This is a genomic window from Phytohabitans maris (genome assembly GCF_031085175.1).
Classification (GTDB): domain Bacteria; phylum Actinomycetota; class Actinomycetes; order Mycobacteriales; family Micromonosporaceae; genus Phytohabitans; species Phytohabitans maris.
This window is the reverse complement of record NZ_JAVHUY010000001.1, coordinates 317,422-339,762: the sequence shown is the minus strand read 5'-3', so window position 1 is coordinate 339,762 and position 22,341 is coordinate 317,422. Positions and strand designations below refer to the sequence as shown.

Genomic DNA, 22,341 nt, shown 5'->3' with positions numbered 1-22,341 from the left:
ACGCGTCCCACCCCGCCCTACTAGCGGGTGGTGCGGGTGGTGGTCTTGCGGGCGGTGGCCTTACGCGCCGGCGCCTTCTTGGCCGCCGTCGTGGTGCGCTTGGCCGCAGTGCTCTTCGCCGCCGTCGTCTTCTTGGCGGCCGCCTTCTTGGCCGGTGTCGCCTTCGCCGTCGTCGTCTTCTTCGCGGCGGTCTTGCGCGCGGTGGTGGTCTTCGCGGCGGTGGTCTTCCGCGCGGTCGTCGACTTCGCGGCCGCCGTCTTCTTCGCGGTGGACTTCGCGGCGGTGGTCTTCTTCGCCGTCGTCTTCTTCGCCGCCGCCTTGCGCGCGGTGGTGCTCTTGGTCGCGGTGGCCCGCTTGGCGGGAGCCTTCTTCGCCGCAGTTCTCGTCGCCGGCGCGGTCTTCTTGGCAGCCGCTTTCTTGGCGGTGGTCGTCTTCTTGGCGGCGGTCGTCTTGCGCGCCGTCGTCGACTTCGTCGCCGACGCCTTCTTCGCCGCGGTGGTGGTCTTCTTGGCGGGAGCCTTCTTCGCGGTCGCCTTGCTCGTGACGGTCTTGCGAGCGGTGGTCGTGGCCGCCGGCACGGCTGCCTTGACCTCTTCGACCGGCGCCGCTGCGGGCTTCGCCGTGCTGTTCTTGGCAGCCGCGCGTTTCGCGGCCGTTGTGCTGGTGGCCTTCTTCGCTACGGCCATCTCTTTCTCCTCCTTGCGTTTGCGATCCTCGCCCGGCTCGACGGCCGGGCGCAGCGGATCGCGCCGATTACTTGTCCCCACCCGACCAGCGGGCGTCTTCCTCGTCCCACTTCTCATTGCGCTCCTGCACACGCTCGAGCGCACGCTCCGCTTCCTGTGCGGATCCGTACGGACCGAGCGTGAACTTGGCCGGGCACGAGTTGGAGTCGTCCTCGACGCGGTGATGGCGCACACACCAGTAGTACCGTGCGCCACTTCCGCCGTTAGTCATGAGATCACTGTGCACCGCAAACCGAACAAGCGCCACCTTTTCCGCAGAAAAATCGGCCGCGCCTCCACAATAGACCAGCCCGACTGACAACGGTGTGCGGCTCGCCGGACGGCACGATTCGCTTAGAAAGCCTTATTCGATAAGGGATTTATCCGCGTAAGCGCAAGGACCTCCACAGCGCGGCGCCCGTGACCGCGTTCCCAAAAAAATCTGGCGGCGAGACACCCGCGTGGCGTACGTCAGCCTCCACTGTGGCCCCTGACGGACCGCGGGCGCGAGTGGGAGAGGCGCGACGGACGAGTCGGCCTGTACGCCGGATTCTGTCCCGGCGGCATGTGCCGCCGGTGGCGGCCATCCATCTCGGCCTACCGTCGCCGGCAGGCTCCAGCGGCCTACCCGCAGGCATCGGGCGGGCCGCCCTCGAACGCCTGCGCGAGCCGCCGCCTCGCGGTGGCGGCTCTATCTTGGCCTTGCTCCGGGTGGGGTTTACCGAGCCGCTCCGGTCACCCGGAGCGCTGGTGGGCTCTTACCCCACCGTTTCACCCTTACCGCGCCGAAGCGCGGCGGTTTGCTTTCTGTGGCACTGTCCCGCGGGTCACCCCGGGTTGCCGTTAGCAACCACCCTGCCCTGTGGAGTCCGGACGTTCCTCGGCAACTGCGTGCTGGGCACGAAGCTGACGCGACCGCCCGGCCGACTCGTCCGTCGCGCGCTCAATCGTACTAGCCTCTGCGGCGATGGATCTCGCAGGAACGGCACTGCTCGCCGCCGCCGGTCTCGCCGCGGGCACGGTCAACGCGATCGCGGGCGGTGGCTCGCTCATCACGTTCCCCGCGCTCATCGCGGCGGGGCTCGCACCCGTGCCGGCCAACGTGACGAACTCCGTGGCGGTCAGTCCCGGGTACGTGGGCAGCGTGGTGGGCAGCCGTGCCGACCTGCCGCGCGAACGCGTACGCGCGCTGGTGCCGATCGCCGTGCTCGGCGGCTTCGCGGGATGCGTACTGCTGCTCGCCACACCGCAGCGCGCGTTCGAAGTCGTGGTGCCGTTCCTCGTGCTCGGCGCGACGGCCGTGCTCGCCTTCCAGGACCGCCTCCGGCGCCTCGTCGGTCACCCCCGTCACATGGCACCGCGCCGGCAGACCACCGCGCTGTACGCGTTGACGGCCGCCGGCGGCGTGTACGGCGGGTACTTCGGCGCCGCGCTCGGTGTGATGCTCGTCGCCGGGCTGGCGCTGCTCCTCGACGAGCGGCTGGCCCGGGTCAACGCGCTCAAGAACCTGCTTTCGGCGGTCATCGGCGCGGCGACCGTCGTCGCGTACGCGCTCTTCGGCCCGGTCGACTGGGTGGGCGTCGCGGTCATCGCACCGGCCACGCTGCTCGGCGGGTACGCCGGCGCGCGGCTCGCCCGGCGCCTGCCCGGGGTGGTGCTGAAGGCGGTCATCGTGACCGCCGGCACAGTGGTGGGGATGGTGCTGCTGTGGCGCGCGTTCAGCTGAGGTGGGCGTTCAGGTGAGGTGGGCGGTCTCGTTGACCATCCGCACCGCCACGCCGCCGTCCGCCCACATGTCCACGATGGACAGGCCGGCGGGGTCCAGGTAGAGCCGGTGCAGGAACGCGTCACCGGCGGCGAGCGCGTCACGCAGCAGGATTTTCAGCGGCGACACGTGCGAGACCACGACGAGTGTGCTCTCCGGGTACGTCTTGTGCAGTGTCGCCACCACACGGCGCACCCGGGTCGCAACAGCACGAAACGACTCACCGCCCGGCGGTGCCTCCTCAGTGGACCCCAGCCAGGCGTCCATCTCGTCCGGCCACTCCGCCCGTACCTCGGTGAAGGTCTTGCCCTCCCACTCGCCGAAGTCGCACTCGACGAGGTCCGGCTCCACCTCCACCTTCACGCCGCCGCCCAGCGTGGCGGCGATGACCTCCGCGGTGCGCGTACACCGCACGAGCGGGGAGGAGACGACCGCGGCGGCGGTGGGCGCGAGCGCCTTCACCCGCGCGGCGGCGGCCTTCGCCTGGGCCAGCCCGGCTTCGGAGAGCGGCACGTCGCCGCGGCCGGAGTAGCGGCGCTGCGCGGTGAGCGCGGTCGCGCCGTGGCGGACGAGCACCAGGCGGGTCGGGGTGGCGACCGGCGGCTCCCAGGACGGTTTGACGCCGGCGCTACCCGCGGCGGGCTCCGCGGGCCGGCCTTTTCCCGCCGCCTCACCGCCGCGCATCCCCGAGGCGCCGCGCGCTCCCGAGGCACCGCCGCGCGTCGCGGTGCCGCCTCGCGCGCCCAGGGTGATGCCGGCCGCCTCGTCCATCGCCTTGTTGGCGAGCGCGTCGGCGTGCTTGTTGCGCTCACGCGGCACCCAGGCGAACGTGACGAGGTCGAAGCGGCGCATGAGCGCGGCCGCCTGCGCGGCGAGCGGGCGCAGGCCCGGGTGCTTGATCTGCCAGCGGCCGGACATCTGCTCCACGACGAGCTTGGAGTCCATCCGCACCTCGACCTCGGCGGCGCCGAGCTCGGCGGCGGCACTCAGCCCGGCGAGGAGCCCGGAGTACTCGGCGACGTTGTTGGTCGCGACGCCGAGCGCCTCGGAACGCTCGGCGAGCACCTCGGCGGAGTTGGCGTCGCGCACCACCGCGCCGTACCCGGCGGGTCCGGGGTTGCCCCGCGCTCCCCCGTCGGCCTCGACGACCACGCGCAGCGGGCCGGTCACAGGCCGGACTCCGCGGTGCGGACCATGATGCGGCGGCACTCCTCGCAGCGCACCACCTCATCGGGCGGCGCGGCCTTGATCCGGGCCCGCTCGCTGCCGGACAGCTCCAGCCGGCAGCCGCCGCAGCGGCCACCCTTGAGCAGCGCGGCGCCGAGGCCACCGGAGGCCTCACGCACCTTGTCGTAGAGCGCGACCAGATCGGCCGGAAGGTCGGCGGCGAGCGGCTGCCGGGCGGAGGCGCGGAACTCCTCCTCCTTGGCGACCTCGGCGAGCGCCTGGTCGCGCCGCGCCTCGGCCGCCTCGCGCGCCTCCCGGGCGGCGGTCTGCTGGCCGAGCACCCCGTCGAGCGCGCCCTGCGCGGTCTCCCGCTGCTCCATCAGCTCCAGCTCGGAGTCCTCCAGCTCGCTCTGCCGCCGGGCGAGCGAGACCAGCTCGTGCTGCAGCGCCTCCAGCTCCCGCGCCGGGCCGCGCCCGGTGTCGAGCCGCGCCTGGTCCTTGTCTTTGCGGCCGCGCACCTGCTCCACGTCGCGCTCGATCCGCGCGATGTCGCGGTCGAGGTCGTCGACCGCGACCTGGGCCCGGACGCGCTCGTCCTCCAGCGCGGAGAGCTGGCGGGCGAGGGTCTCCAGCTCGGTCAGCTCCGGCAGCGTACGGCGCCGGTGGGCCAGTTGGGCCAGCGCGGTGTCGATCGCCTGGAGGTCGAGCAGGCGGCGCTGTGCTTCCGGGTCTGCCTTCACGAGCGGGGCTCCTTCAACGAGTCGTGCACGGTCCACGGATCGGTGTCGAGGTCGGAGACGACCACCTCGACACCGCAGGCGGCGCGCAGGTGGGGCGCGAGGTCGTCCAGCCACGGACGCTCGGTCGCCCAGTGCGCGGCGTCGAGCAGCGCCGGCCCGCCGCTCGCGATGTGCTCGCTGACCGGGTGGTGGCGCAGGTCGGCGGTGAGGTACGCGTCCACGCCCGCGGCGCTCGCGTCGGCGAGGAACGGGTCACCGGCGCCGCCGCACACCGCCACGGTCGAGATCACCCGATCGGGCCGGCCGGCCGCCCGTACCCCCCAAGCGGTCGGGGGAAGGGCGACGGCCGCGTGGTGGGTGAGCTCGGCGAGCGTCATGGGCGCCGGAAGGCGGCCGATCCGGCCGGTGCCGCGGCCGTCGCCGTCCGGGCCGTCGCCGGGCGTGGCCGGGCGGAGCGGGCGCGGGTCGAGCAGTCCCAGCCGGGCGGCGAGCGCGTCGGAGACGCCCGGGTTGGCGACGTCGGCGTTGGTGTGCGCGACGAAGAGGGCGATGTCGGCCTTGATGAGCTGGTGGACGATCCGTCCTTTGTACGTCGTCGGCGCCACCGACGACACCCCGCGCAGCAGCAGCGGGTGGTGCGCCACGATCAGGTCGGCGCCGACCTCGCGGGCCTGCGCCACCGTCTCCGGCACGCAGTCGACGACGCACAGCACCCGGCGCACGGGAGCCTCCGGCTCGCCGAGCACCAGCCCGACCCGGTCCCACGACTCCGCCCAGGACGGCGGGTATCGCGCGTCGAGGGTCGCGACCACGTCGGCGACGGTGGGTGTGGTGGTCGGGTCGGGTGCGCTCACGGCGGCGAGGCTACCAGCGCGGGCACGCGCTTCTCATGGTCCTCTCACACCCGGTGGCGCAGCGTGTCCTCATGATGGAAACCTCCAGACCGGGCGCTCGACCCGGTGTCCCGGGTGGTCCACCGCGGCGGTACCCGGATCGCATTGTCGCCGCGGGAGTTCGCGCTGCTGGCCGCGTTCCTCGGCCGGCCGGGTGAGGAACTCACCGCGTCGGACCTGGAACGATCCTCAGGGGGTGCCCAGAGGTCCGGCGTCGACGCGGGAGTGCAGCGCCTCCAGGGCCAGCTCCCACGGGAACGCGTCGCGGTGCTGCTCGCCCGTGCCCGGCGCGTGCAGGGGGACGAGGTCGTCGCCGAAGATGACGGTGATGTCCCAGCCGCGCAGCCGCTCCAGGCTCTCCCGAAAGGCGGGGTGCGAGCCCATGGCCCAGTTGGTGTACGGCATCGCGACGATCGGCAGGCCCTTGCCCTGCCCCTCGACGACCAGCCCGAGAGCGAGCGTGTCGGCGATGCCGCAGGCCCACTTGTTGACCGTGTTGACGGTGGCCGGCGCGACGATGATCGCGTCCGGGGCGGGGAGCACGTCCGGGTCGCCGGGGTTCTTGTAGAGCGAGCGGACCGGGTGGCCGGTCAGCAGGGCGAGCGCGGGCACGTCGACGAACTTGCGGCCGTCGGGCGTGACCACGACGCAGACGTCCCAGCCCTCGCGCTGGGCAAGGGTCACCAGCCGCCCCACGTCTCGGGCGACTGGTGACCCGCAGGCGATGACGTAGAGAACGCCGCGGCCTACCACCCGGTCATACTCCAACCCCCATATGCTCGGCGAGCTCCGCGACCGGGGTCGGCGGTGCCCCCTTGGTGCGGCGCAGCACGTCGGAGAGCACCTCGTGGGCGATCGGCCGGCAGCGGATCTCCGAGGGGGCGAGGCGGTCGCCCTCCAGGAGCATCTCGCTGGCCCGCTCGACGTCGCCGATCTGCGTGTACCCGCGGGCGATGTCGATGAAGTGGTGCGCCCGCCGCTCCGGCAGAAGAGCCGCGAACGCGTCACCGTCGATCTGCTCGTGGGTGTCGACCGCGACCCGCCCCTCGCCCAGCTCGACCGCGGCGGCGGCGCGGTGCAGCTGCACGTTGGTTGGGCCGAACGAGGTCCAGAAGTGGTTCTGGTCGCTGCCGAGCTGGCTGGCGGCCTCCTCGGCGGCGGCGAAGAGGTCGCGGACCGTCGCGCTGTCGCCGATCCGCGCGGCGGCCATCGCGCCGTTGAGCAGCAACATGCCGTACACCGAGAGCCGCTCGGGTGAAGGCTCGTTGCCGTCGCCGGGTGCGAGCCGGTTGGCGATGTTGACGTTTACCTCCAGCGCGGGACGGGCGCGCCCGAGGGCGAGCAGCGCGCTGCCGACCCGGTAGCTGGCGATGCCGGCGAGCAGCTGGTCGTTGGCCCGCTGCGAGACGGCGATCGAACGGTCGGCGGCGAGCCAGCAGAGCTCGTGCTCGCCCAGCTTGCGCAGCGTGGACGAGGCGATCTGGTAGATCTGGCCGAGCAGGTGGGCGGCCTCGGTGGACTGCTCACCGTCGGCGTACGCCGTGTCGGCGGCCTGGCCGTCGCGCAGCAGCTTGGGCAGCGCGCGGGCCAGTACCCCGTACTTGGCGTGCTGGTAGGTCAGCCAGGCGTGGCTGACCGCTTTGCGCATCTCAGGCAGCGGCAACGCCTGGGTGGGCGCGAAGAAGAAGGCGCTGATCTGGTCGTATCGCTCCAGGGCCGCGCGGATCTCCTCCACCTCGACCTGGTCGATGCAGTTGACGCTGTCGACCCGCCGCTCCGGCTCCTTACCGAGCAGAAGCTGCACGTCGACCTGGAGGACGTCGGCGATCTCGTAGACGACCGAGAACTTGTCGAGCCGGCGTACGCCCCGCTCGACCTTGTCCACCCAGCTCTTCGACTTGCCCAGCCGGTCGGCGAAGACCTGCTGCGACATCTTCCGGCGCCCGCGCCAGTACGCGACGCGGCGCCCGATGGGCAGCTCATCCACGTCGTACCTCCCCTTGCTTCGCCGGCGACCGGGCCGGTTGGGCGGTGCGGTCCCTTTCGTCACTCATTTGGGCCCGATCGCACACTCTGTGCGCTGATCCTGCCGGCCCCGCTCGTAGTTTTTGACGCAAGTTGCAAGCGGCTCTGTCAAGGCAACGACCGCGTGTCGTGCTTGGTGACGGTGCCTGGCGCCTGATATGACGCCGGCCGCTGACGTGGGAGGTTTTCTGACCATGCGGTGGAGTCCTCGACCGCCATTCATACGATCTGTGGTGCTCGACCGCTCCCGGCTGCGCCACGCCGCACTGCGCTACGCGGAGCACGGCTGGGACGTTACACCCGGCGCGTGCCTCGCGGGGGACAGGTTTGACTGCGCCCGCCCCGGCTGCCCGACCATCGGCTGCCACCCGGCCCTGGAGGGCTGGGGGGAGGCCGCCAGCTGCGACACCGCGAGGGTCACGGACTGGTGGCGACGGGTGCCACACGCGGTGCTGCTGCCCACCGGGCGGGCCTTTGACGTGCTGGAGGTGCCCGCCCACCTCGGTCTGCGGGTGCTCGGCGCGGCCCGGCTGCACGCGAGCGTGCTCGGGCCGGGGCGCGGCCAGGTGCGCGGGCCGGTGGCGGTGACGCCGACCGGGCGGTGGATGTTCTTCGTGCGTCCCGGTGACCCGCTCCGCCCCGAGCTTGACGACAGCCTCGACGTGGTGCGGCACGGTGCCGGCTCCTGGATCCCGGCCCCGCCGACCCGCCTGCCCGAGGGCTCGGTGCGGTGGTCGGTGTCGCCGGAGGAGACCCGGTGGCGGCTGCCCGACTCGTACGCCGTGCAGGGAATGCTCGTGGACGCCGTGGGCGCGGCGTCGCGCGGGGCACAGCTGCCCCGGCAGACGTCCACCTTGCGCCGCGCGGCATAGCAGCCAACGTAACGGCGCCCATCGAGTGGGTCGAGCCCCGGATGGGTGATGCATGGCGTATCTTGGCCGCTTTCACGGTGCCGATAGATCCGCCAGGTGGCTTACACCGTGAAGAGTTTCATGGGTGCGTAGCGGCGCTGTGGAAAAATCCTGGCGACCTGCGCGTCGGTGAGCCCGAACTGGCCCTGCGCCACTGAGCCGTACACGTCGAAGAGGTTGTTGAACTCGGGCACGTCGCCGCTGTCCAGCGCGTCCAGCCCGTCCCACCGGCCGATCAGCGAGCTGGTCAGCTTGCGACCGGACAGCAGCATCACCACGCCGCCGTGGCCGTGGTCGGTGCCGGTGCCGCTCTCCGCCACCCGGCGGCCGAACTCGCTCGACACCAGCACGGTGACGTCGGCGGCCGCCGGGCCCAGGTCGGCGAAGAACGCGGCCATCCCCCGGGCCAGGTCGCTGAGGCGCGCGTGCAGGTAGCCGCCGTCCTCGGTGCCCTGGTCCTCGTGGGTGTCCCAGCCACCCATCGCGATCGCCGCGACGCGCACGTTGGCGCCGCTCTTGACGAGCTGGGCGACCTGGCGGAACGCGAGGCCGATCCCGTCGTACTCGACGCCTTCCGCCGGCCGGTACCCCGCCCCGGGTACGGCGCGCGCGGCGGCGAGCGTGGCGCCGACCGCGTCCTGTACGGGGTGGTTGATGTCCTTGTAGAGCGCGCCGATCGCGGCGAGCGTGGAGTCCTTGAAGCGCGCCTCGCCGTTGAGCGCCAGTCCGTCCACAGTGCTCAGTGCCAGCGCGCCGTTGGCGCCGACCAGCGAGCGCGGAAACGTGGTGCCGACCCCGACGCCGCGGAAGGCCGTACCCGGGCCGAGCTCGTCGACCAGCCGGTCCAGCCAGCCCCGCCCGCCCGCCTCGCGCGGCAGCCCGCCGAGGTCGCACATGTCGACCGCCTGGAAGTGGCTGCGCGACAGGCGCGGGTCGGAGACGCCCGGTACGAAGCCGAGCTGGCCGTCCTTCAGGTACCGCTCCAGCGGCGTGAACGCGCTGGAGAGCCGGAAGGAGCGGTCGACCGCCAGCGCGGTGCGCTCGGTCATCAGCAGGTTGGGGCGGGCGTCCTCCAGCACCGGCTCGTCGGTCGGCGCGACCACGCTCAGCCCGTCGAGGCCGCCATGCAGGAAGACGTGTACGAGCGTGCCCTTGGCCGAGGCCGCGTACGCCGCCCGCTCGGGCAGCGCCTGGCTGGTGGCGACCGCGGTGAGCGTGGCGGCCGCACCGGTGAGGAACGCGCGCCGGCTGAGCTCGGGGTGTCTCATCCGTTACCTCAGCAGGTGTTGGGGGGAGGCGAGGATCACGCGGGCGACGGCGGTGGCGGCGCCGTTGAGGTTGGCGTCGACCGGCGCGTTGAGGGCGAGCCCGGACACGCCGGTGATCGTCTGCAGGTCGTCGCGGTCCAGCGGCTGGTGTACGAGCCGCTGGGCGAGAGCGGCGACGTAGGCGAGCGCGGTCTTCGGCGGGTTGGCGCCGACCAGTTGCTCCGGCCGTTGGTACGTGAACATGGGACGGCTGCCGGCGACGGCGTCCGCCGCCTCGTTCCAGAACCCGACCATCGTGCTCGCCGACGCCCACGCCACGAAGACGTCCGGGTAGCCGGTCGGGCCGGCGGCGCCGGCCGGGTAGTGGCCCAGCTCCCGCAGGCGCTCCAGCAGCTGCCGCGTCCCTTCCGCGAACGGCGTCCGGGCCGGACTGGCCGCCCGGTAACTGGCCGGGGTTTCCGGTGACACGCCGAGCGTGCGGTACGTCGCCACCACGTACTCCAGCGGGCGGCGCACCTTCTGCCCCACGGATGCCCAGAACTCCGACGCGCTGAGCAGCTCCAGCAGCAGCGGCTTCACCGCGCCCCGGTTGACCGTGTAGCTGCGCGCCAGCCGTTCGACCAGCGCCGGCGGCGGGGTGTCCGAGACGAACCGGGTGGCCAGCCGGGTGGCGATGCGGCGCGCCGTCGACGGGTGGTTGGCGAGGTACCGGAAGTACTCGTCGCCGGCCTGCTCGCCGCCCTCGCCGGTGACGTTGGGGTGGCTGAACCCCATCACCTTCACCGCGCCGACGTAGTGCTTGTCGGGCCGGTACACGTACCGGTCCTCCTTGACCGCGCGCCCCGTCTGCAACAGCGCCGCCTGCCGGACGTCGTGCTCGGTGTAGCCGCCGTCGACGCCGACCGAGTACTGCTCCAGGTTTTCCCGGGCCAGGTTGTCGGTGACTTCGTCCTTTGTGGACGACGACTGGTCGAGGAAGGTCAGCAGCGCCGGATGGCGGTTGGCGGCGACGAGCATGTCCGGGTAGTTGTCCAGCGCGTACCGCCGGATCACGTCCCGGTCGAACGACGGGCGCAGCACCGCCGACCCCTCGTGGAACGCGGGCACGTGCAGGAAGTCGTTCCAGAAGTCGACCATCACCTCGAAGAGCTGGCGGTCCGACCAGATCTGCCGGGCGATCGTGGCCTGCACCATCTCCTCGTCGGCCCGCACGCCCTTGGCTTCCAGGTCTTCCCGGGCCGCGTGCAGGTCCGCGATGCTCATGCCCAGCGTGGTCAACTCGTCGAGCTTCCCCTCGGCCGGCGTGAGCGGGATCCCCTCCGGATCGAACTGTTGCGTGATCCACTCGTCGATGCCGATCCGCGCGACGTCCGCCATCACCTTCTGCGTGGGACCGAAGGTGAGCCGGCTGGCCAGGTGCCGGATCGGGTCGTTGGTGAGCGCGGTGGAGACCGTCACCTTCGTCGCCTGGGCGGCGATCGCCGGGCTGGAGAAGCGGCGCCCGCCGGCTGGGATGTTGCCGCGCAGCACGTCGCCGGCCTTGGAGGCCATGTACGACTCGTTCGGCTCGGTGTACGTGCGCACCGTGCTCGGCCGCTGCCCGCCGGGGCGGCCCGGGTTGCCCGCGCTGTCAACATCGGCCGCCGGGTCGTAGTCGGGGCGGCGAAGCGCCCAGTCGACGACCTCCTGCCCGCTCGGCGTGGCCGCGAACGCGGTGCCGCCGGTGAGCGCGGCGAGCCCGCTGATGCCGAGGATCGCCTTGCGCCGCCCCACCCGCGCACCCCGCTCCTTGGGCGCCTTCTCGGGCACCACGGTCGGCTCGGGCACGGCGGGCTGGCGGGTCGCGTGCTCCGAGGCGCGGTGCCGTGGCGGCGGCGGCACGTACGGCCGATAGTGGTGCGAGTGCGGCTTTTGCTGCCCCACCGGCTCCTTTTGCTGCACCGCCGGCTCGGCGTGCTGCGCGTGGCGAGGCACACTCCGATCGACCATGCACCAATCCCAATTCTCACTGATCCGTTTGTCCCGACCGGCCCGTGCGGACCCGGGAGGACCGTTCACTCAGCGATACTTACTCAGTGATACGGGACGGTAGTTAACGTTGTGGGCGGGCTCAAGGCAAGGAGCCACCTTCGGGCACCTGCTTAAGCCCGCGCTGCGATGTCACGGCGCCCGGAGTTTGGGCGTGGAGCAGCGCAAACCGTTCTGCGGGACAACACGTCCGGCTCATCCGCCGCGGATGACCGGCTCAACCAGATTTAAGGACCCGCTAAGAGTGTCACTCGCGTGATGCTTGAAGCACCCCTTCGCTGGGTAACTGCGCGGTCATGCTCAGCAGCGACGAGCGGCGCCGGCTCGACGAGATGGCGCACCACCTTCGTACCACAGATCCAGACTTCGTCGCCCGCATGGGTGACCGTACGAGGCCTCGCCGAGGTCGCGTGCTGCTCGTGGTCAGCGCCCTGCTCTGGGCCACCGTGCCGGCCCTCGCGTTCATCGGTGGCTGGGTCGCCGCGATGGTCTCGGCCGCGGTGCTCGCCGTGGCCGGCCTCCTGGTGCTCAAGGCGAGGCGCTGGTAGCGATCACCTACTCCACGGGCACCCGGCCCGCGGCGACCAGCGCCGCCGGCCGCTCCCGCATGGGCCCGGTCCAGTCCGACACCGCCCGCTCGGCGAACGTGACCCCGCCGCGCACCACCTCGTCGAGCGGGTCGAGCAGGTGCTCGGCGCCCGGCTGCTCCCGGCCCTCGGCGACCCGCGCCCGCAACCCCTGCCGGGCCAGACCGAGCAGAGCCTCCGCCGTCGCCCCCACCGACCGGTCCCCCGCCATCGCGTCGAGCCCTTTGACCGCCACGTCTTCCGACGCCTGTGCCAGGTCGTCGGCGGTGAGACCGTCGAGCAGCGCCAGCGCCGCCCGCCGCGCCGGGGCGTGGTAGGCAAGCCCCACGCAGAACGCCGGCCCCGCCGCCAGCGCCTCCCACGGCAACCCGTCGAACGCCCGCATCTCCAGCGTGTGCCGCGCCCGCACCTGCGGCCACACCTGGGAGAGGTGGGCGCGCCAGTCGTCCAGCCCGGGCGCGGTGCCGTCGCCGAAGCCGTGCTCGACCAGCTCGCCGAACGGCCGCTCCGGCCCGGGCACGTAGCCGTCACCCACCCGCCGGTAGATCATCGGCAGCGCGCTCCCCCACTCGACCACGTCGGCGAACGACACGTCCGGCCGCACCGCGAAACCCAGTACGCCGCAACGGCTCGGATCGACGGAGCCCCACATCTGCATCCGCCGGGAGAGCACCCCGCTCGGCCGCCCCTCTTCGATCGCCGAGTTGACGAAGAGCGCCGCCGCGATCGGCGCCGCCTTCACCAGCAGGGTCAGCTTGTCGCGGAAGTCCTCCGCCGACAGATAGTCCAATGTGGTCTGTGTGGAGAGGGTCAACCCCATGACGTTCTCCGCGAACGCCGCCGCCGGCCCCAGCCCCCGGAAGTAGCGGCGCATGACGTCGATCCGCGGCTTTGGCGCCCACGGGATCCGCTCCCGCGGCGTGAACGGCACCAGCCCGCCCGGCAGCAACGCCAACCCGGAGCGCGCGGCCAGCCCGGCGATCACCCGAAGGTCGCGACGCGCGGTCGCGACCAGCGGGCCAAGCGACGGGTACGGTGCCGAGGAGTACTCGATCGCGCCACCCAGCTCCAGCGAGAGCTGCGCACCATCGGCCAGCTGCACGCCGACCAGCGCACCCCCTTCGACGATCGGCTCGGCGCCGAGCTCGCGCCGCGCCCGCTCCAGCAGGGCCCGCGAACCGCAGGGACCCTCGTAGGGCGCGCTCTGCCCGGTGCGCTCGTCGAGGAGGCCGCACTCGACCTCGATCCCGATCCGCTCCTCCGCCGCCGGCGTGAACAGGCCCCTAAGCTCCACCGTCGCCTCCCCACGCCCCAAGTGGCTAACCACCCGTAACTACACGACCACACAGAGGCGCGGTTGGGCAAGGCTTGCCGGTCGCTACATCGCCGCCCGCGCGGCCGGGATCTGGTACCGGACGGCGGTGAGCTGCTCGGATCGCGTCCACAGTGAACGTGCCGTTTCCGGGTCGAGCGCCGCGGGCGGCGTCTTCACCGGGCCCGGAGCGCCGCGCAGCTCGCGCCGTCCAGTTGGCGCGTAGAAGGCGCCGCCAGCGAGGGGCGCGCCGCCTGGTCGGCCGGGTGGCCGAGGAAGCGCTCCAGCCCGAGCCGGTCCAGCGCCCGTACGACCCGCGGGGTGTGCTGCTGGAGGTTGGTCATGCTGGTGCCCGGGTGCACGGCCACGCTCAGCAGGGCGGGCAGCAGGCGGCCCGGTGAGCGCGAAGTGGCCGAGGTGGTTGGTGCCGACCGTCAGCTCGAAACCGTCCACTGTGGTGAGTCGTTGCGGCACGGCCATCACGCCGGCGTTGTCGACCGGTACGTCGATCGGCTCGCCCGAGTCGACCAGCCGGCCGGCGAACGCGGCGATCGAGTCGAGGCTGGCCAGGTCGAGGCGGGCGGCCCGGGCCTCGCCGGCGGGACGGGCGGCCCGGATCCCCGCCGCGGCCCGCTCCGCCCGCTCCTCGTCGCGTCCGGCCACGACGACCCGCATCCCGGCGGCGGCCAACCCTTTCGCGGTCTCGAACCCGATGCCGCTGTTGGCACCGGTCACGACGGCGGTCTTTCCCTCCCTAAGTAAAGCTGGACGCGCTCGCGGCGGCCCAGCGCGCCGGCATCGTCGACGCGGTCCTGCCCGCGGGGCTGGTGCTGACCCTCGCGGCCGCATGGACCGAGGGCGCCCCGGAGGGCGCCGCCGACCCGACCGGCCGCACGGCCCTGAAGGCCCGCCGCGCGGCGATCGTCACCGCCGTCCGGCGCCTGGCGCACCCCGTGGCGGGATAACCGAGAAGTACTGGTCGCCGGAGGCCTGGTAGACGTTGGTGGCGTTCCGGACGTTCATCACGACGGTGCCCGCCGCCGGTTCAGGCGGTGCCGCCACCGCGGCCTCCGGCTCCCCCGCCAGCCTTCGCGCCAGCGCGACCAGGTCGGCGCTCGGCCGGCTCCCGTTCACCTCCCGCATCTGTTCCGCCGCCCGGGCGAGAAACGACGGAATCAGCGCCCGCTGGCCGCTGCCGGCCAACCCACGCAACGCGAGGGCGATGGCCCGCTCGGTCGGCTCCTCCCGCACGAGATCGGCGGCCCGGGTCGCCACATCGCCGTACGCGCTGGCGCGCAGCAGCAGCTCCAGCAGTTCGTAAGTGACCCTCAGGCGGTCCAGCCGCAGCCCGTGCCGGCAGGTCTTCGCCCATTGACCGGCGACATTGGCCAGTGCCTCGCCCCGCCACAGCCGGAGCGCGCGCTCGAACGTCTCGACCGCCCGCGCGTCGTCCCGCTGCCGAGCGAGCACGCGGGCGGTGCCGGCGAGATCGGTGAACCGCCGATGGTCGACCAGAACCGGGTCGATATCGAGCCGGTAGCCGTCCGACCGCCGATTGACGAGCCATTCCCGGCCGCCACCCGCCTGCTCGATCATCCGGCGTACCGCGCGAACGTAGGTGGCGACCGTCTCTTCGGCCTTCGGCGGCGGGTGCTCACCCCAGATATGCGCGACGAATGTGCCCAGCGGCACCACGCGGCCCGGGTTGAAAGCCAGTGTGGCGAGGACGCAACGCTCCGCCGTGCGGCCCAGTGTGTACGTGACTCCAGCCGCCTCGATCTCGACATCGCCGAGCAGTCGGACGTCCATCGTCGAAGTGTGGCACGACAATTTTTCCGCCGTGCTCACCAGCGCATTCGATGATCGCGTCCGGATTCGTGTCCGGCCGCCCGCCCGGTTTTCGTCCGCCCGGCGACCACACCGTCGGGGCATGCCATTTACCCGCGCCACCCAACGCACCGTCCTGGCGGTCGTCCACCTGGCGACCGCCGGGCACGTACTCGACGCCGTCGACCTCCTCGTGCCAGACCACCGGATCCAGGTGGTCTGCACGACCGCACCGGGCCGCCGGGCGACCGACGTGACCGCCGCCGGCGCGGCGTACCTGCCCTGGGAGGAGGCGATGCGGGCGGACGTCGACCTGGTCATCGCCGCCGAGCCGGCCGCCCTGCGACGCCTCCGGGGTACCTGGCTGGCGATCGTCCCCGGGATCGTGGACGACCTCGACGCAGCCTGGTCCGCCCGGTACGACGCCCGGCCGCCTGACGCGCTGGCGGTGTCACACCAGGACCTCCTGCCGTCGCCGGCCGAGCCGTGCCCTCAGGTGCCGCCGGTCACCGCCGTAACCGGCGACCTCTGCCTGGACCGCCTGGTCCGGAGCCGGCTCCACCGCGCGGCGTACCGGCGGGCTCTGGGCGTCGCGGACGGCCGCACGCTGGTCGCGGTCACGTCCGCCCCCGGCCCCGACTCCCTGCTGGCTCGCGCGCCGGCCGCGCTGCTCGACGTCCTGGGCGCACTGCCGGAGGAGGAGTTCGCGGTGGCGATCGGGCTGCACCCCGGCGCCTGGTACGCGCATCTCAGCCGCCCGGTCCTCGCCTGGCTGGAGCGGCGGCGCCGGGCCGGCCTGCGGATCGTCGATCCACCGACCTGGCGCGGGCTCGTCGGCGCCGCCGACGTCCTGATCGGCGACCACGGCGCGGCGACCGTCTACGCGGCCGCCGCCGGCGTACCGGTGCTCCGGGCGGTCCGGTTGCCGCCGGGAAGCGCGGCTGGCTCGCCCGCCACGGCGTTGGCCCGCGCCGCGCCGGCGCTGCGCCCGGACCGGCCGCTCGCCGCGTACCTGCGGGAGGCCGTCGAGACCTTCGACCCGGTGCGATACGCGGCGGTCGCCGCCGCGGTCACGTCGCGGCCGGGGCAGGCCACCCGGTCGCTGCGCGAGCAGATCTACCGCATGCTGTGGCTACCCGAACCAGCCCTCGACTGCGCGCCGACGCCGGTCGAGCCAGCCGTGGCGGTCTCCGCTGAGTCGTTCGCCAAAATCGGCTGACGCCAATCACCAGACGTGAGTGAACGGACTGATTGCCCCAATGCCGCCGGATCCCTCGCCGGACTTGAACAAATCTCGCGCCCACCTCGTACCGTAGTTAATACAACACGGTAAGTAGGGATCGGTGGTTGGCGTGGGGTGGACACCAACGGCTGACGACAAGCCGACCGGCACCGCGCCTCAGGGCGAGAGGCAATTGCACGCGCGAGACGGCGAATCGATCTTTCAGTCGGCGGGCAATCAGATCTTCTACCACCACCAACCGCCTCCCGCCGTCGCCACCCCGAGCAACATCCTGCCCCGGGACACCGCGGCGTTCACCGGTCGCGATCGCGAACTGAAGGCGTTGCTCGACACCGTCACCCAACGGGCGGAGACCCAAACGATCGTGCCGCTCTACGCGATCGACGGAATGCCGGGCGTCGGCAAGACCGCATTCGCCATACACGCCGGACATATGCTGCAAGACCATTTCCCGGACGGCCAGTTCCATATCGATCTTCACGCGCATTCCCCCGGCCAACGTCCAGCCGACCCGGCCGACGCCCTATTTCAACTGATCTCGGCGGACGGGGTGCCCACCGCGGAGATCCCGCGCGAGCTCGACGACCGGGCGGTCCTCTGGCGCAGGCGAATGGCGCACCGGCGGGCGCTTGTCATCCTGGACAACGCGGAGAGCCGAAAACAGGTGCAGCCCCTCCTACCGGGCACGGCCCACTGCCTCGTCCTGATCACGAGCCGGTCGCGACTGACCGGTCTGGTCGCGACCCAGGCGGCCGTCAACCTGACCCTGGAAACGCTGCCGCCCGAAGACGCGACCGCGCTGTTCGCCGCGGTGGCCGGCCGTCAGCTGGAGCCCGTGGAGGCGGGTGCCGTCGACGACCTCATGCGGGTCTGCGGCTACCTGCCCCTCGCGATCTGCCTGCTCGCCACCCGCCTGCGGCTGGAGCCCCGGTGGCCCGTCGACCATCTCGTGGACGAACTGACCGAGGCCAAGCATGCCCTCTCCCGCATGCGGGCCGAGGACGTGACGGTGGAAGCCGCGTTCGGCCTGTCGTACCGCCGGCTGTCGACCGCCCACCGGCGCTTCTTCCGGCGCCTCGGCCTCCACCCCGGCCCGGACGTCGACCGGTACGCCGCGGCGGCCCTCGACGGCAGCAGCCCCCGGCAGGCCGGGAGGTTTCTGGAGACGCTGTACCACCAGCACCTGCTCGACCAGCCCAGACTCGGCCGCTACCGGATGCACGACCTGATCCGCGAGTACTCGATCATGCGCGCCGAAGGCGACTCTCCCCGCGAGCGGGAAAACGCTGTGGTGCGCCTCCTCGACTACTACCGGCGTGCGGCCGAATCCGCCGGGCGCCATCTGTCCCGCCCCAGCGTCCGGCCCTTCTCCAGCCCGGGAGACGGAGAGGAGGGCCTACCGCCGATCCGCACCCGACGCCAGGCCATGAGCTGGATGAAGGCGGAGCAGGCGAACCTCTTCGCCTGCGCCGGTACCCAGCCCGCGCGCCGGCGCGGAGCGAGCGCGCTGCCGGCCCTCGCCGCCGCGATGGCGCCGTACCTGCGCCTGGCCGGTCCGTGGGACCTGGCGATCGCATTGCACGAGAGGGCGGCGGGCACCGCTGAGGCCGGCGGCGACAAGCGGTCCATGGCGGACGCGCTACGCGAGCTCGGCCTCCTGCGGCGGCACGCCGGCCAGTACCCGGCCGCCGCGAGCGCCCTCCAGCGCGCGTTCGAGCTCTACGACGAGATCGGCGACGAACTTGGTGTCGCCGACGCCCAGACCGAGCTGGGCGGAGTTCGGTGGCGACTGGGAAGCCACGCGGAGGCGGCGGCAGAGCTCCGCGCCGCCCTGGCGACCTATCGGAAGCTGGGAGTACGACACGGCCAGGCCCGGGCGCTGCACGAGATGGGCACCGCCCTGTGGGCCGTGGGCGCGTACGAGGAGGCTCTCGATGCGTCGGAACAGGCGCTGTGTGCCTTCGAGGAGCTGAGCGACCACCAAGGTGCCGCTGAAGCCCTTCACCAGGTCGGCGGCCTCCAGCAACTGACGGTGGGCTACCCGCCCGCCATCGACGCGCAGCGACGCGCGCTCGCCCTCTACCGGGAGTTGGGCGATCGGCTCGGGGAGGCCAAGGCGCTCGCGTTCCTTGGTGCTGCTCACAGCCATACGGGCGACTACGACGCGAGCCGCAAGGCACTCGATCTCGCCCTCGCCATCCAGCGTGATCTTGGCGACGGCGAGGGCGAGGCTCACACGCTGAACTACCTGGCCGCCACGCATATCCGCTCGGGCCGGCACAAGGTGGCACGGCGGTTGCTGACGGACGCGCTCGCGCTCTACCGCAAGATCGGTTATCGCAGCGGTCAGGCCGACGTGCTCAACCAGCTTGGAGTTCTTGAACGACTGGCTTCGGACCATGGAGCGGCGGCCGAGACACACGAACAGGCGCTGGCCCTCTTCCAGCAGGCGTCCGACGAACTTGGACAGTCAGAGGCGCACTCCAACATCGGCGATCTCCTTCTCACCCTCGGCCGGCCGGAGGAGGCTCTCGGCCGCTACGGGCAGGCACTCGATCTCGCGACCCGGGCCAAGAATCCGAACGCCGAGGCGAACGCATTGAATGGTGCCGGCCGGTGTCACCTCCACCTGAACAATTCAGAAAAGGGCATCGAGCTACTCCGGCAGGCCCAGAACCTGTATCGACGAATTGGCGTTGCACACGCCGCTGACGCAATCACCGAACTCCTCAACGAATGCCCTCGATAACGATCCGGAAGGCATTCGACAAACCAACTCCCGCACGACGGACACCGTCCGTAGGCGAGCGCTCGCGGAGCGCGTCTCTGCCCTGAAGGCGTTGTGCGAGCGCGGTTTCGGGACTACCGTTCGATCTCGACAGTCCATGGTAGACCCACACCAACGAGTTGGTTTTGGCGGGCAACGAGGCTCGCCCCGATAGAGGAGATGGTCATCCGGCACCGGAGGCACCCGAGCCAAACCCTCGAACTCATCGCCCTCTCCGCTGCGGCACCCAGCATGTTCGCCATCGGCGTTCTCCCGATCGCGCTCGTCGCCGCACTGGTCGTCGCGGATCCCATGCAATTGCATTTGGCAACAAATGCGGCCGCTCACCTTCATCCGTGGGAGTACGCGATGAAAGTGTGGGAGTACTCGATGAAGCTGCTTTCTCACCTGCACCCATGGTGAGCCTGGCTAACTGACCACACCCCGCGGCCGGTCCACACACTGGGCCGGCCGCGTTCGTGCGCTCGGTCGCGCGGGGCGGGTGATGATCGACGGACGGTCCGGGTGGCCGGGGTTGGCCTGAGTCGGTAATGCTGTGCACCGTGACCACCCCTCAAGATCTGGACGAACGTTTCCGGGAGGCGGTAGGCGGCCTGGCCGAGTCCGCGGGCCAGCAGGAGCCGGGCGCGCCCGTGCGTGAGGGCACCCTCCTGCGCGGGAGCGCCGCACTCGACCTGTTCGACGCCCAGCTCACCAGCCGCCATCTCGACCTGGCGGGGCGGTGGTTGCGCAGCTTCGGCGAGGGGTTCTACACGATCGGCTCCTCGGGCCACGAGGGAAACGCCGCCGTCGCCGCCGCCGTGCGCGCCACCGATCCTGCCCTGTTGCACTACCGCTCCGGGGCCTTCTACTGCGCCCGTGTCGCGCAGGCCAGAGGCGCCACGGCGGAGCAGCAAGCCAGCGGCACCACAAGCGAGCGACACGCCAGAGCAGGGCAGGCCAGCGCTGAGGACACGGCGGAGCAGGCCAGAGCGGCGGAGCAAGCCGCGGGGCTGGACGGCGACGACGCGGTCAGCGCCGCCGCCCGTGACGTGCTGCGCGGCATGGTGGCCTCGAGTCAGGAGCCGATCGCCGGCGGGCGGCACAAGGTCTTCGGCAACGCCGACCTGCACGTCATCCCCACCACCTCCACTGTGGCCTCCCACCTGCCGCGTGCGGTGGGCATCGCGTTCGCGATCGAACGGTTGCGGCGGCTGAGCCCCGCGGCCCGGACGCCGCGCTCGGCCCGCCCGCAGCTTGACGCGCGGTCGCCGTGGCCGGCGGACGCGATCGCGGTCTGCTCTTTCGGCGACGCCTCGGTCAACCACGCGAGCGCGGCGGCCGCCTTCAACACCGCCGGCTGGTGCGATCATGCCGGCCTGCGCCTGCCCGTGCTCTTCGTCTGCGAGGACAACGGCCTGGGCATCAGCGTCCGCTCGCCGTCCGGCTGGGTGGCGGCCGCGCTGCGCGCGCGGCCGGGCATCAGGTACTTCGCCGCAGACGGGTGCGACGTCGCGGCCACCTTCGACGCCGCGACGGAGGCAGCAGCCTGGGTACGCCGGCACCGGCGGCCCGCCATCCTCCACCTCACCACCGTGCGGCTCATGGGGCACGCGGGCGCGGATGCCGAGACCGCGTACCGGGCGGCCGGCGACATCGCCGACGACGTGGCCCGCGACCCGCTCGTGGCCACCGCCCGGCTGCTGGTGGCCGCCGGCCTGGCCCGGCCGGACGAGATCGTCTCCCGGTACGACGAGGTTGGCTGGCAGGTCCGCAAGGTCGCCGAGGAGGTGCTCGCCGAGCCGAAGCTGGAGGGTCCGGCCGATGTCGCCGCCCCGCTGGCGCCGCGCCGGCCGGTGCGGGTGGCCAAGGCGGTCACCGAGGCCGCCACCCGGGCGGACGGCCCGTCCGGGGCCGCGCGGGACGCCGGGTTCTCCGGGCGGCTGCCGGAGGAGGCCGGCCCGCTCACGCTCGCCCAGACGGTCAACGCGGCCCTCGCCGACGGGATGGTCGCCAACCCGGGCATGGCCATCTTCGGCGAGGACGTGGCGGTCAAGGGCGGCGTGTACGGGGTCACGAAGGGCCTGCGCGACCGCTTCGGCGCCTCCCGGGTCTTCGACACGCTGCTGGACGAGACCTCGATTCTCGGCCTGGGGCTGGGCGCGGGGCTGAGCGGCATGCTGCCGGTGCCGGAGATCCAGTACCTCGCGTACCTGCACAACGCCGAGGACCAGCTCCGCGGCGAGGCCGCCACCATGCAGTTCTTCTCCCGCGGCGCCTACCGCAACCCGATGGTGGTGCGGGTCGCCGGCCTCGCCTACCAGGAGGGGTTCGGCGGGCATTTCCACAACGACAACTCGGTGGCGGTCCTCCGCGACATTCCGGGCATCGTGGTCGCGGTGCCGGCCCGCCCGGACGACGCCGCCCCGATGCTCCGCACCTGCCTGGCCAGCGCGGTCGTGGACGGCAGCGTCTGCGTGTTCCTGGAGCCGATCGCCCTCTACCACACCCGCGACCTGTACGCGGAGGGTGACGGTGAGTGGCTCGCCCCGTACCTGCCGCCGGACGCCTGGTCGGCGGCGCACGTGCCGATCGGGCGCGCCCGCGTGTACGGCGTGGGCTCGGCCGAGGACCTCACGATCATCACGTTCGGCAACGGGGTACGCATGTCGCTGCGCGCCGCGGCCCGCCTGGCAAGCGACGGCGTAGGCTCCCGGGTCGTCGATCTTCGCTGGTTGGCACCGCTCCCGGTGGCCGACATCATCCGCGAGTCCGCCGCTACCGGGCGGGTACTCATCGTGGACGAGACACGCCGTTCGGGCGGGGTCGGAGAGGGTGTGCTCGCCGCGCTCGTCGACGGAGGGTACGTGGGTGCGGCGCGGCGAATCGCGTCAGTTGACTCGTTCATCCCGCTAGGTCCGGCTGCCCGTCACGTGCTCGTGACCGAAGATGCCATCACACAGGGTGCCCGAGGGCTCTTGGCGCGGTAAATTCCCTTCCACTCGGTGCGCCACTTGCGCGCGGCGACGCACTTGTGTGGACTACGCGCTATCGGCGGTTGACGCCGGGAGTGTTGAGATGAG

Annotated in this window: 19 protein-coding genes and 1 other RNA gene; 8 read left to right on the top strand and 12 right to left on the bottom strand. The window is 72.1% G+C overall.

Annotation, left to right across the window (positions count from 1 at the left end; all coding sequences use genetic code 11):
* Positions 1 to 20: 20 nt before the first annotated feature.
* Together RB614_RS01540 and rnpB are read right to left on the bottom strand one after the other, a co-directional pair.
* Positions 21 to 830 (bottom strand): hypothetical protein, encoded by an 810-nt coding sequence (locus RB614_RS01540; RefSeq protein ID WP_308710470.1) that lies wholly within the window; start codon positions 828 to 830, stop codon positions 21 to 23.
* 420 nt (positions 831 to 1,250) lie between these two features.
* Positions 1,251 to 1,656, bottom strand: an RNA gene (rnpB, locus tag RB614_RS01535) — RNase P RNA component class A.
* Positions 1,657 to 1,692: 36 nt separating this feature from the next.
* Between rnpB and RB614_RS01530 the strand changes: the two genes are divergently transcribed.
* Complete coding sequence (locus RB614_RS01530) at positions 1,693 to 2,451, top strand: sulfite exporter TauE/SafE family protein (RefSeq protein ID WP_308710469.1); 759 nt, start codon at positions 1,693 to 1,695, stop codon at positions 2,449 to 2,451.
* A 9-nt stretch (positions 2,452 to 2,460) separates the two neighbouring features.
* Here RB614_RS01530 and RB614_RS01525 read toward each other — a convergent pair whose 3' ends face one another.
* The 5 genes from RB614_RS01525 to RB614_RS01505 all read right to left on the bottom strand — a co-directional run bounded on the left by RB614_RS01525 (position 2,461) and on the right by RB614_RS01505 (position 7,277).
* Positions 2,461 to 3,660 (bottom strand): bifunctional RNase H/acid phosphatase, encoded by a 1,200-nt coding sequence (locus tag RB614_RS01525; protein ID WP_308710468.1) that lies wholly within the window; start codon positions 3,658 to 3,660, stop codon positions 2,461 to 2,463.
* Positions 3,657 to 4,397: a zinc ribbon domain-containing protein gene (locus RB614_RS01520; RefSeq protein ID WP_308710467.1), complete on the bottom strand. Its 741-nt coding sequence runs from the start codon at positions 4,395 to 4,397 to the stop codon at positions 3,657 to 3,659. Before RB614_RS01520 ends, RB614_RS01525 begins: the two co-directional genes overlap by 4 nt.
* Positions 4,394 to 5,251, bottom strand: a complete 858-nt coding sequence (locus tag RB614_RS01515; protein WP_308710466.1) for a Nif3-like dinuclear metal center hexameric protein — start codon at positions 5,249 to 5,251, stop codon at positions 4,394 to 4,396. Before RB614_RS01515 ends, RB614_RS01520 begins: the two co-directional genes overlap by 4 nt.
* Before the next feature lie 228 nt (positions 5,252 to 5,479).
* Complete coding sequence (locus tag RB614_RS01510) at positions 5,480 to 6,067, bottom strand: flavoprotein (RefSeq protein WP_308710524.1); 588 nt, start codon at positions 6,065 to 6,067, stop codon at positions 5,480 to 5,482.
* On the bottom strand, positions 6,048 to 7,277 hold the full coding sequence (locus tag RB614_RS01505; protein ID WP_308710465.1) for a helix-turn-helix domain-containing protein: 1,230 nt from the start codon (positions 7,275 to 7,277) through the stop codon (positions 6,048 to 6,050). The genes RB614_RS01510 and RB614_RS01505 overlap by 20 nt, the downstream gene beginning before the upstream one ends.
* A 232-nt stretch (positions 7,278 to 7,509) precedes the next feature.
* On the opposite strand from RB614_RS01505, the gene RB614_RS01500 reads away from it, so the two are divergent.
* A complete protein-coding gene (locus tag RB614_RS01500; protein ID WP_308710464.1) occupies positions 7,510 to 8,187 on the top strand; it encodes a bifunctional DNA primase/polymerase in 678 nt (225 codons plus the stop codon).
* Positions 8,188 to 8,288: 101 nt separating this feature from the next.
* On the opposite strand, the gene RB614_RS01495 is transcribed toward RB614_RS01500, so the two are convergent.
* A complete protein-coding gene (locus RB614_RS01495) occupies positions 8,289 to 9,494 on the bottom strand; it encodes a DUF1501 domain-containing protein (protein WP_308710463.1) in 1,206 nt (401 codons plus the stop codon).
* Between the two features lie 3 nt (positions 9,495 to 9,497).
* Positions 9,498 to 11,483: a DUF1800 domain-containing protein gene (locus tag RB614_RS01490; RefSeq protein WP_308710462.1), complete on the bottom strand. Its 1,986-nt coding sequence runs from the start codon at positions 11,481 to 11,483 to the stop codon at positions 9,498 to 9,500.
* A 335-nt stretch (positions 11,484 to 11,818) separates the two neighbouring features.
* Here RB614_RS01490 and RB614_RS01485 point away from each other — a divergent pair, with 335 nt between their 5' ends.
* The gene (locus RB614_RS01485) at positions 11,819 to 12,070 is read left to right on the top strand and encodes a DUF3040 domain-containing protein (protein WP_308710461.1); all 252 of its coding nucleotides are present in this window, start codon (positions 11,819 to 11,821) and stop codon (positions 12,068 to 12,070) included.
* 7 nt (positions 12,071 to 12,077) lie between these two features.
* On the opposite strand, the gene RB614_RS01480 is transcribed toward RB614_RS01485, so the two are convergent.
* On the bottom strand, positions 12,078 to 13,403 hold the full coding sequence (locus RB614_RS01480; RefSeq protein WP_308710460.1) for a glutamate-cysteine ligase family protein: 1,326 nt from the start codon (positions 13,401 to 13,403) through the stop codon (positions 12,078 to 12,080).
* An 84-nt stretch (positions 13,404 to 13,487) separates the two neighbouring features.
* Complete coding sequence (locus RB614_RS01475; protein WP_308710458.1) at positions 13,488 to 14,156, bottom strand: SDR family NAD(P)-dependent oxidoreductase; 669 nt, start codon at positions 14,154 to 14,156, stop codon at positions 13,488 to 13,490.
* A 29-nt stretch (positions 14,157 to 14,185) separates the two neighbouring features.
* Between RB614_RS01475 and RB614_RS44205 the strand changes: the two genes are divergently transcribed.
* Complete coding sequence (locus RB614_RS44205; RefSeq protein ID WP_428982898.1) at positions 14,186 to 14,386, top strand: hypothetical protein; 201 nt, start codon at positions 14,186 to 14,188, stop codon at positions 14,384 to 14,386.
* Here RB614_RS44205 and RB614_RS01470 read toward each other — a convergent pair.
* Positions 14,346 to 15,230: an AfsR/SARP family transcriptional regulator gene (locus RB614_RS01470; RefSeq protein ID WP_308710457.1), complete on the bottom strand. Its 885-nt coding sequence runs from the start codon at positions 15,228 to 15,230 to the stop codon at positions 14,346 to 14,348. The two genes, RB614_RS44205 and RB614_RS01470, sit on opposite strands and share 41 nt — an antisense overlap.
* A 121-nt stretch (positions 15,231 to 15,351) precedes the next feature.
* Here RB614_RS01470 and RB614_RS01465 point away from each other — a divergent pair, with 121 nt between their 5' ends.
* The 4 genes from RB614_RS01465 to RB614_RS01450 all read left to right on the top strand — a co-directional run bounded on the left by RB614_RS01465 (position 15,352) and on the right by RB614_RS01450 (position 22,248).
* On the top strand, positions 15,352 to 16,467 hold the full coding sequence (locus RB614_RS01465; RefSeq protein ID WP_308710456.1) for a hypothetical protein: 1,116 nt from the start codon (positions 15,352 to 15,354) through the stop codon (positions 16,465 to 16,467).
* 124 nt (positions 16,468 to 16,591) lie between these two features.
* Positions 16,592 to 19,240: a tetratricopeptide repeat protein gene (locus RB614_RS01460; RefSeq protein ID WP_308710455.1), complete on the top strand. Its 2,649-nt coding sequence runs from the start codon at positions 16,592 to 16,594 to the stop codon at positions 19,238 to 19,240.
* A 198-nt stretch (positions 19,241 to 19,438) separates the two neighbouring features.
* Complete coding sequence (locus tag RB614_RS01455; protein ID WP_308710454.1) at positions 19,439 to 19,681, top strand: hypothetical protein; 243 nt, start codon at positions 19,439 to 19,441, stop codon at positions 19,679 to 19,681.
* Positions 19,682 to 19,911: 230 nt separating this feature from the next.
* The gene (locus tag RB614_RS01450; protein ID WP_428982897.1) at positions 19,912 to 22,248 is read left to right on the top strand and encodes a thiamine pyrophosphate-dependent enzyme; all 2,337 of its coding nucleotides are present in this window, start codon (positions 19,912 to 19,914) and stop codon (positions 22,246 to 22,248) included.
* The last annotated feature ends 93 nt before the right edge of the window (positions 22,249 to 22,341 follow it).

Excerpts from the sequence above, each read along its gene's own strand:
- RB614_RS01495 (WP_308710463.1), bottom strand. The coding sequence starts at position 9,494 with ATGAGACACCCCGAGCTCAGCCGGCGCGCGTTCCTCACCGGTGCGGCC.
- RB614_RS01490 (WP_308710462.1), bottom strand. The coding sequence starts at position 11,483 with ATGGTCGATCGGAGTGTGCCTCGCCACGCGCAGCACGCCGAGCCGGCG.
- RB614_RS01455 (WP_308710454.1), top strand. The coding sequence starts at position 19,439 with ATGGTCATCCGGCACCGGAGGCACCCGAGCCAAACCCTCGAACTCATC.
- RB614_RS01485 (WP_308710461.1), top strand. The coding sequence starts at position 11,819 with ATGCTCAGCAGCGACGAGCGGCGCCGGCTCGACGAGATGGCGCACCAC.
- RB614_RS01470 (WP_308710457.1), bottom strand. The coding sequence starts at position 15,230 with ATGGACGTCCGACTGCTCGGCGATGTCGAGATCGAGGCGGCTGGAGTC.
- RB614_RS01500 (WP_308710464.1), top strand. The coding sequence starts at position 7,510 with ATGCGGTGGAGTCCTCGACCGCCATTCATACGATCTGTGGTGCTCGAC.
- RB614_RS01530 (WP_308710469.1), top strand. The coding sequence starts at position 1,693 with ATGGATCTCGCAGGAACGGCACTGCTCGCCGCCGCCGGTCTCGCCGCG.
- RB614_RS01465 (WP_308710456.1), top strand. The coding sequence starts at position 15,352 with ATGCCATTTACCCGCGCCACCCAACGCACCGTCCTGGCGGTCGTCCAC.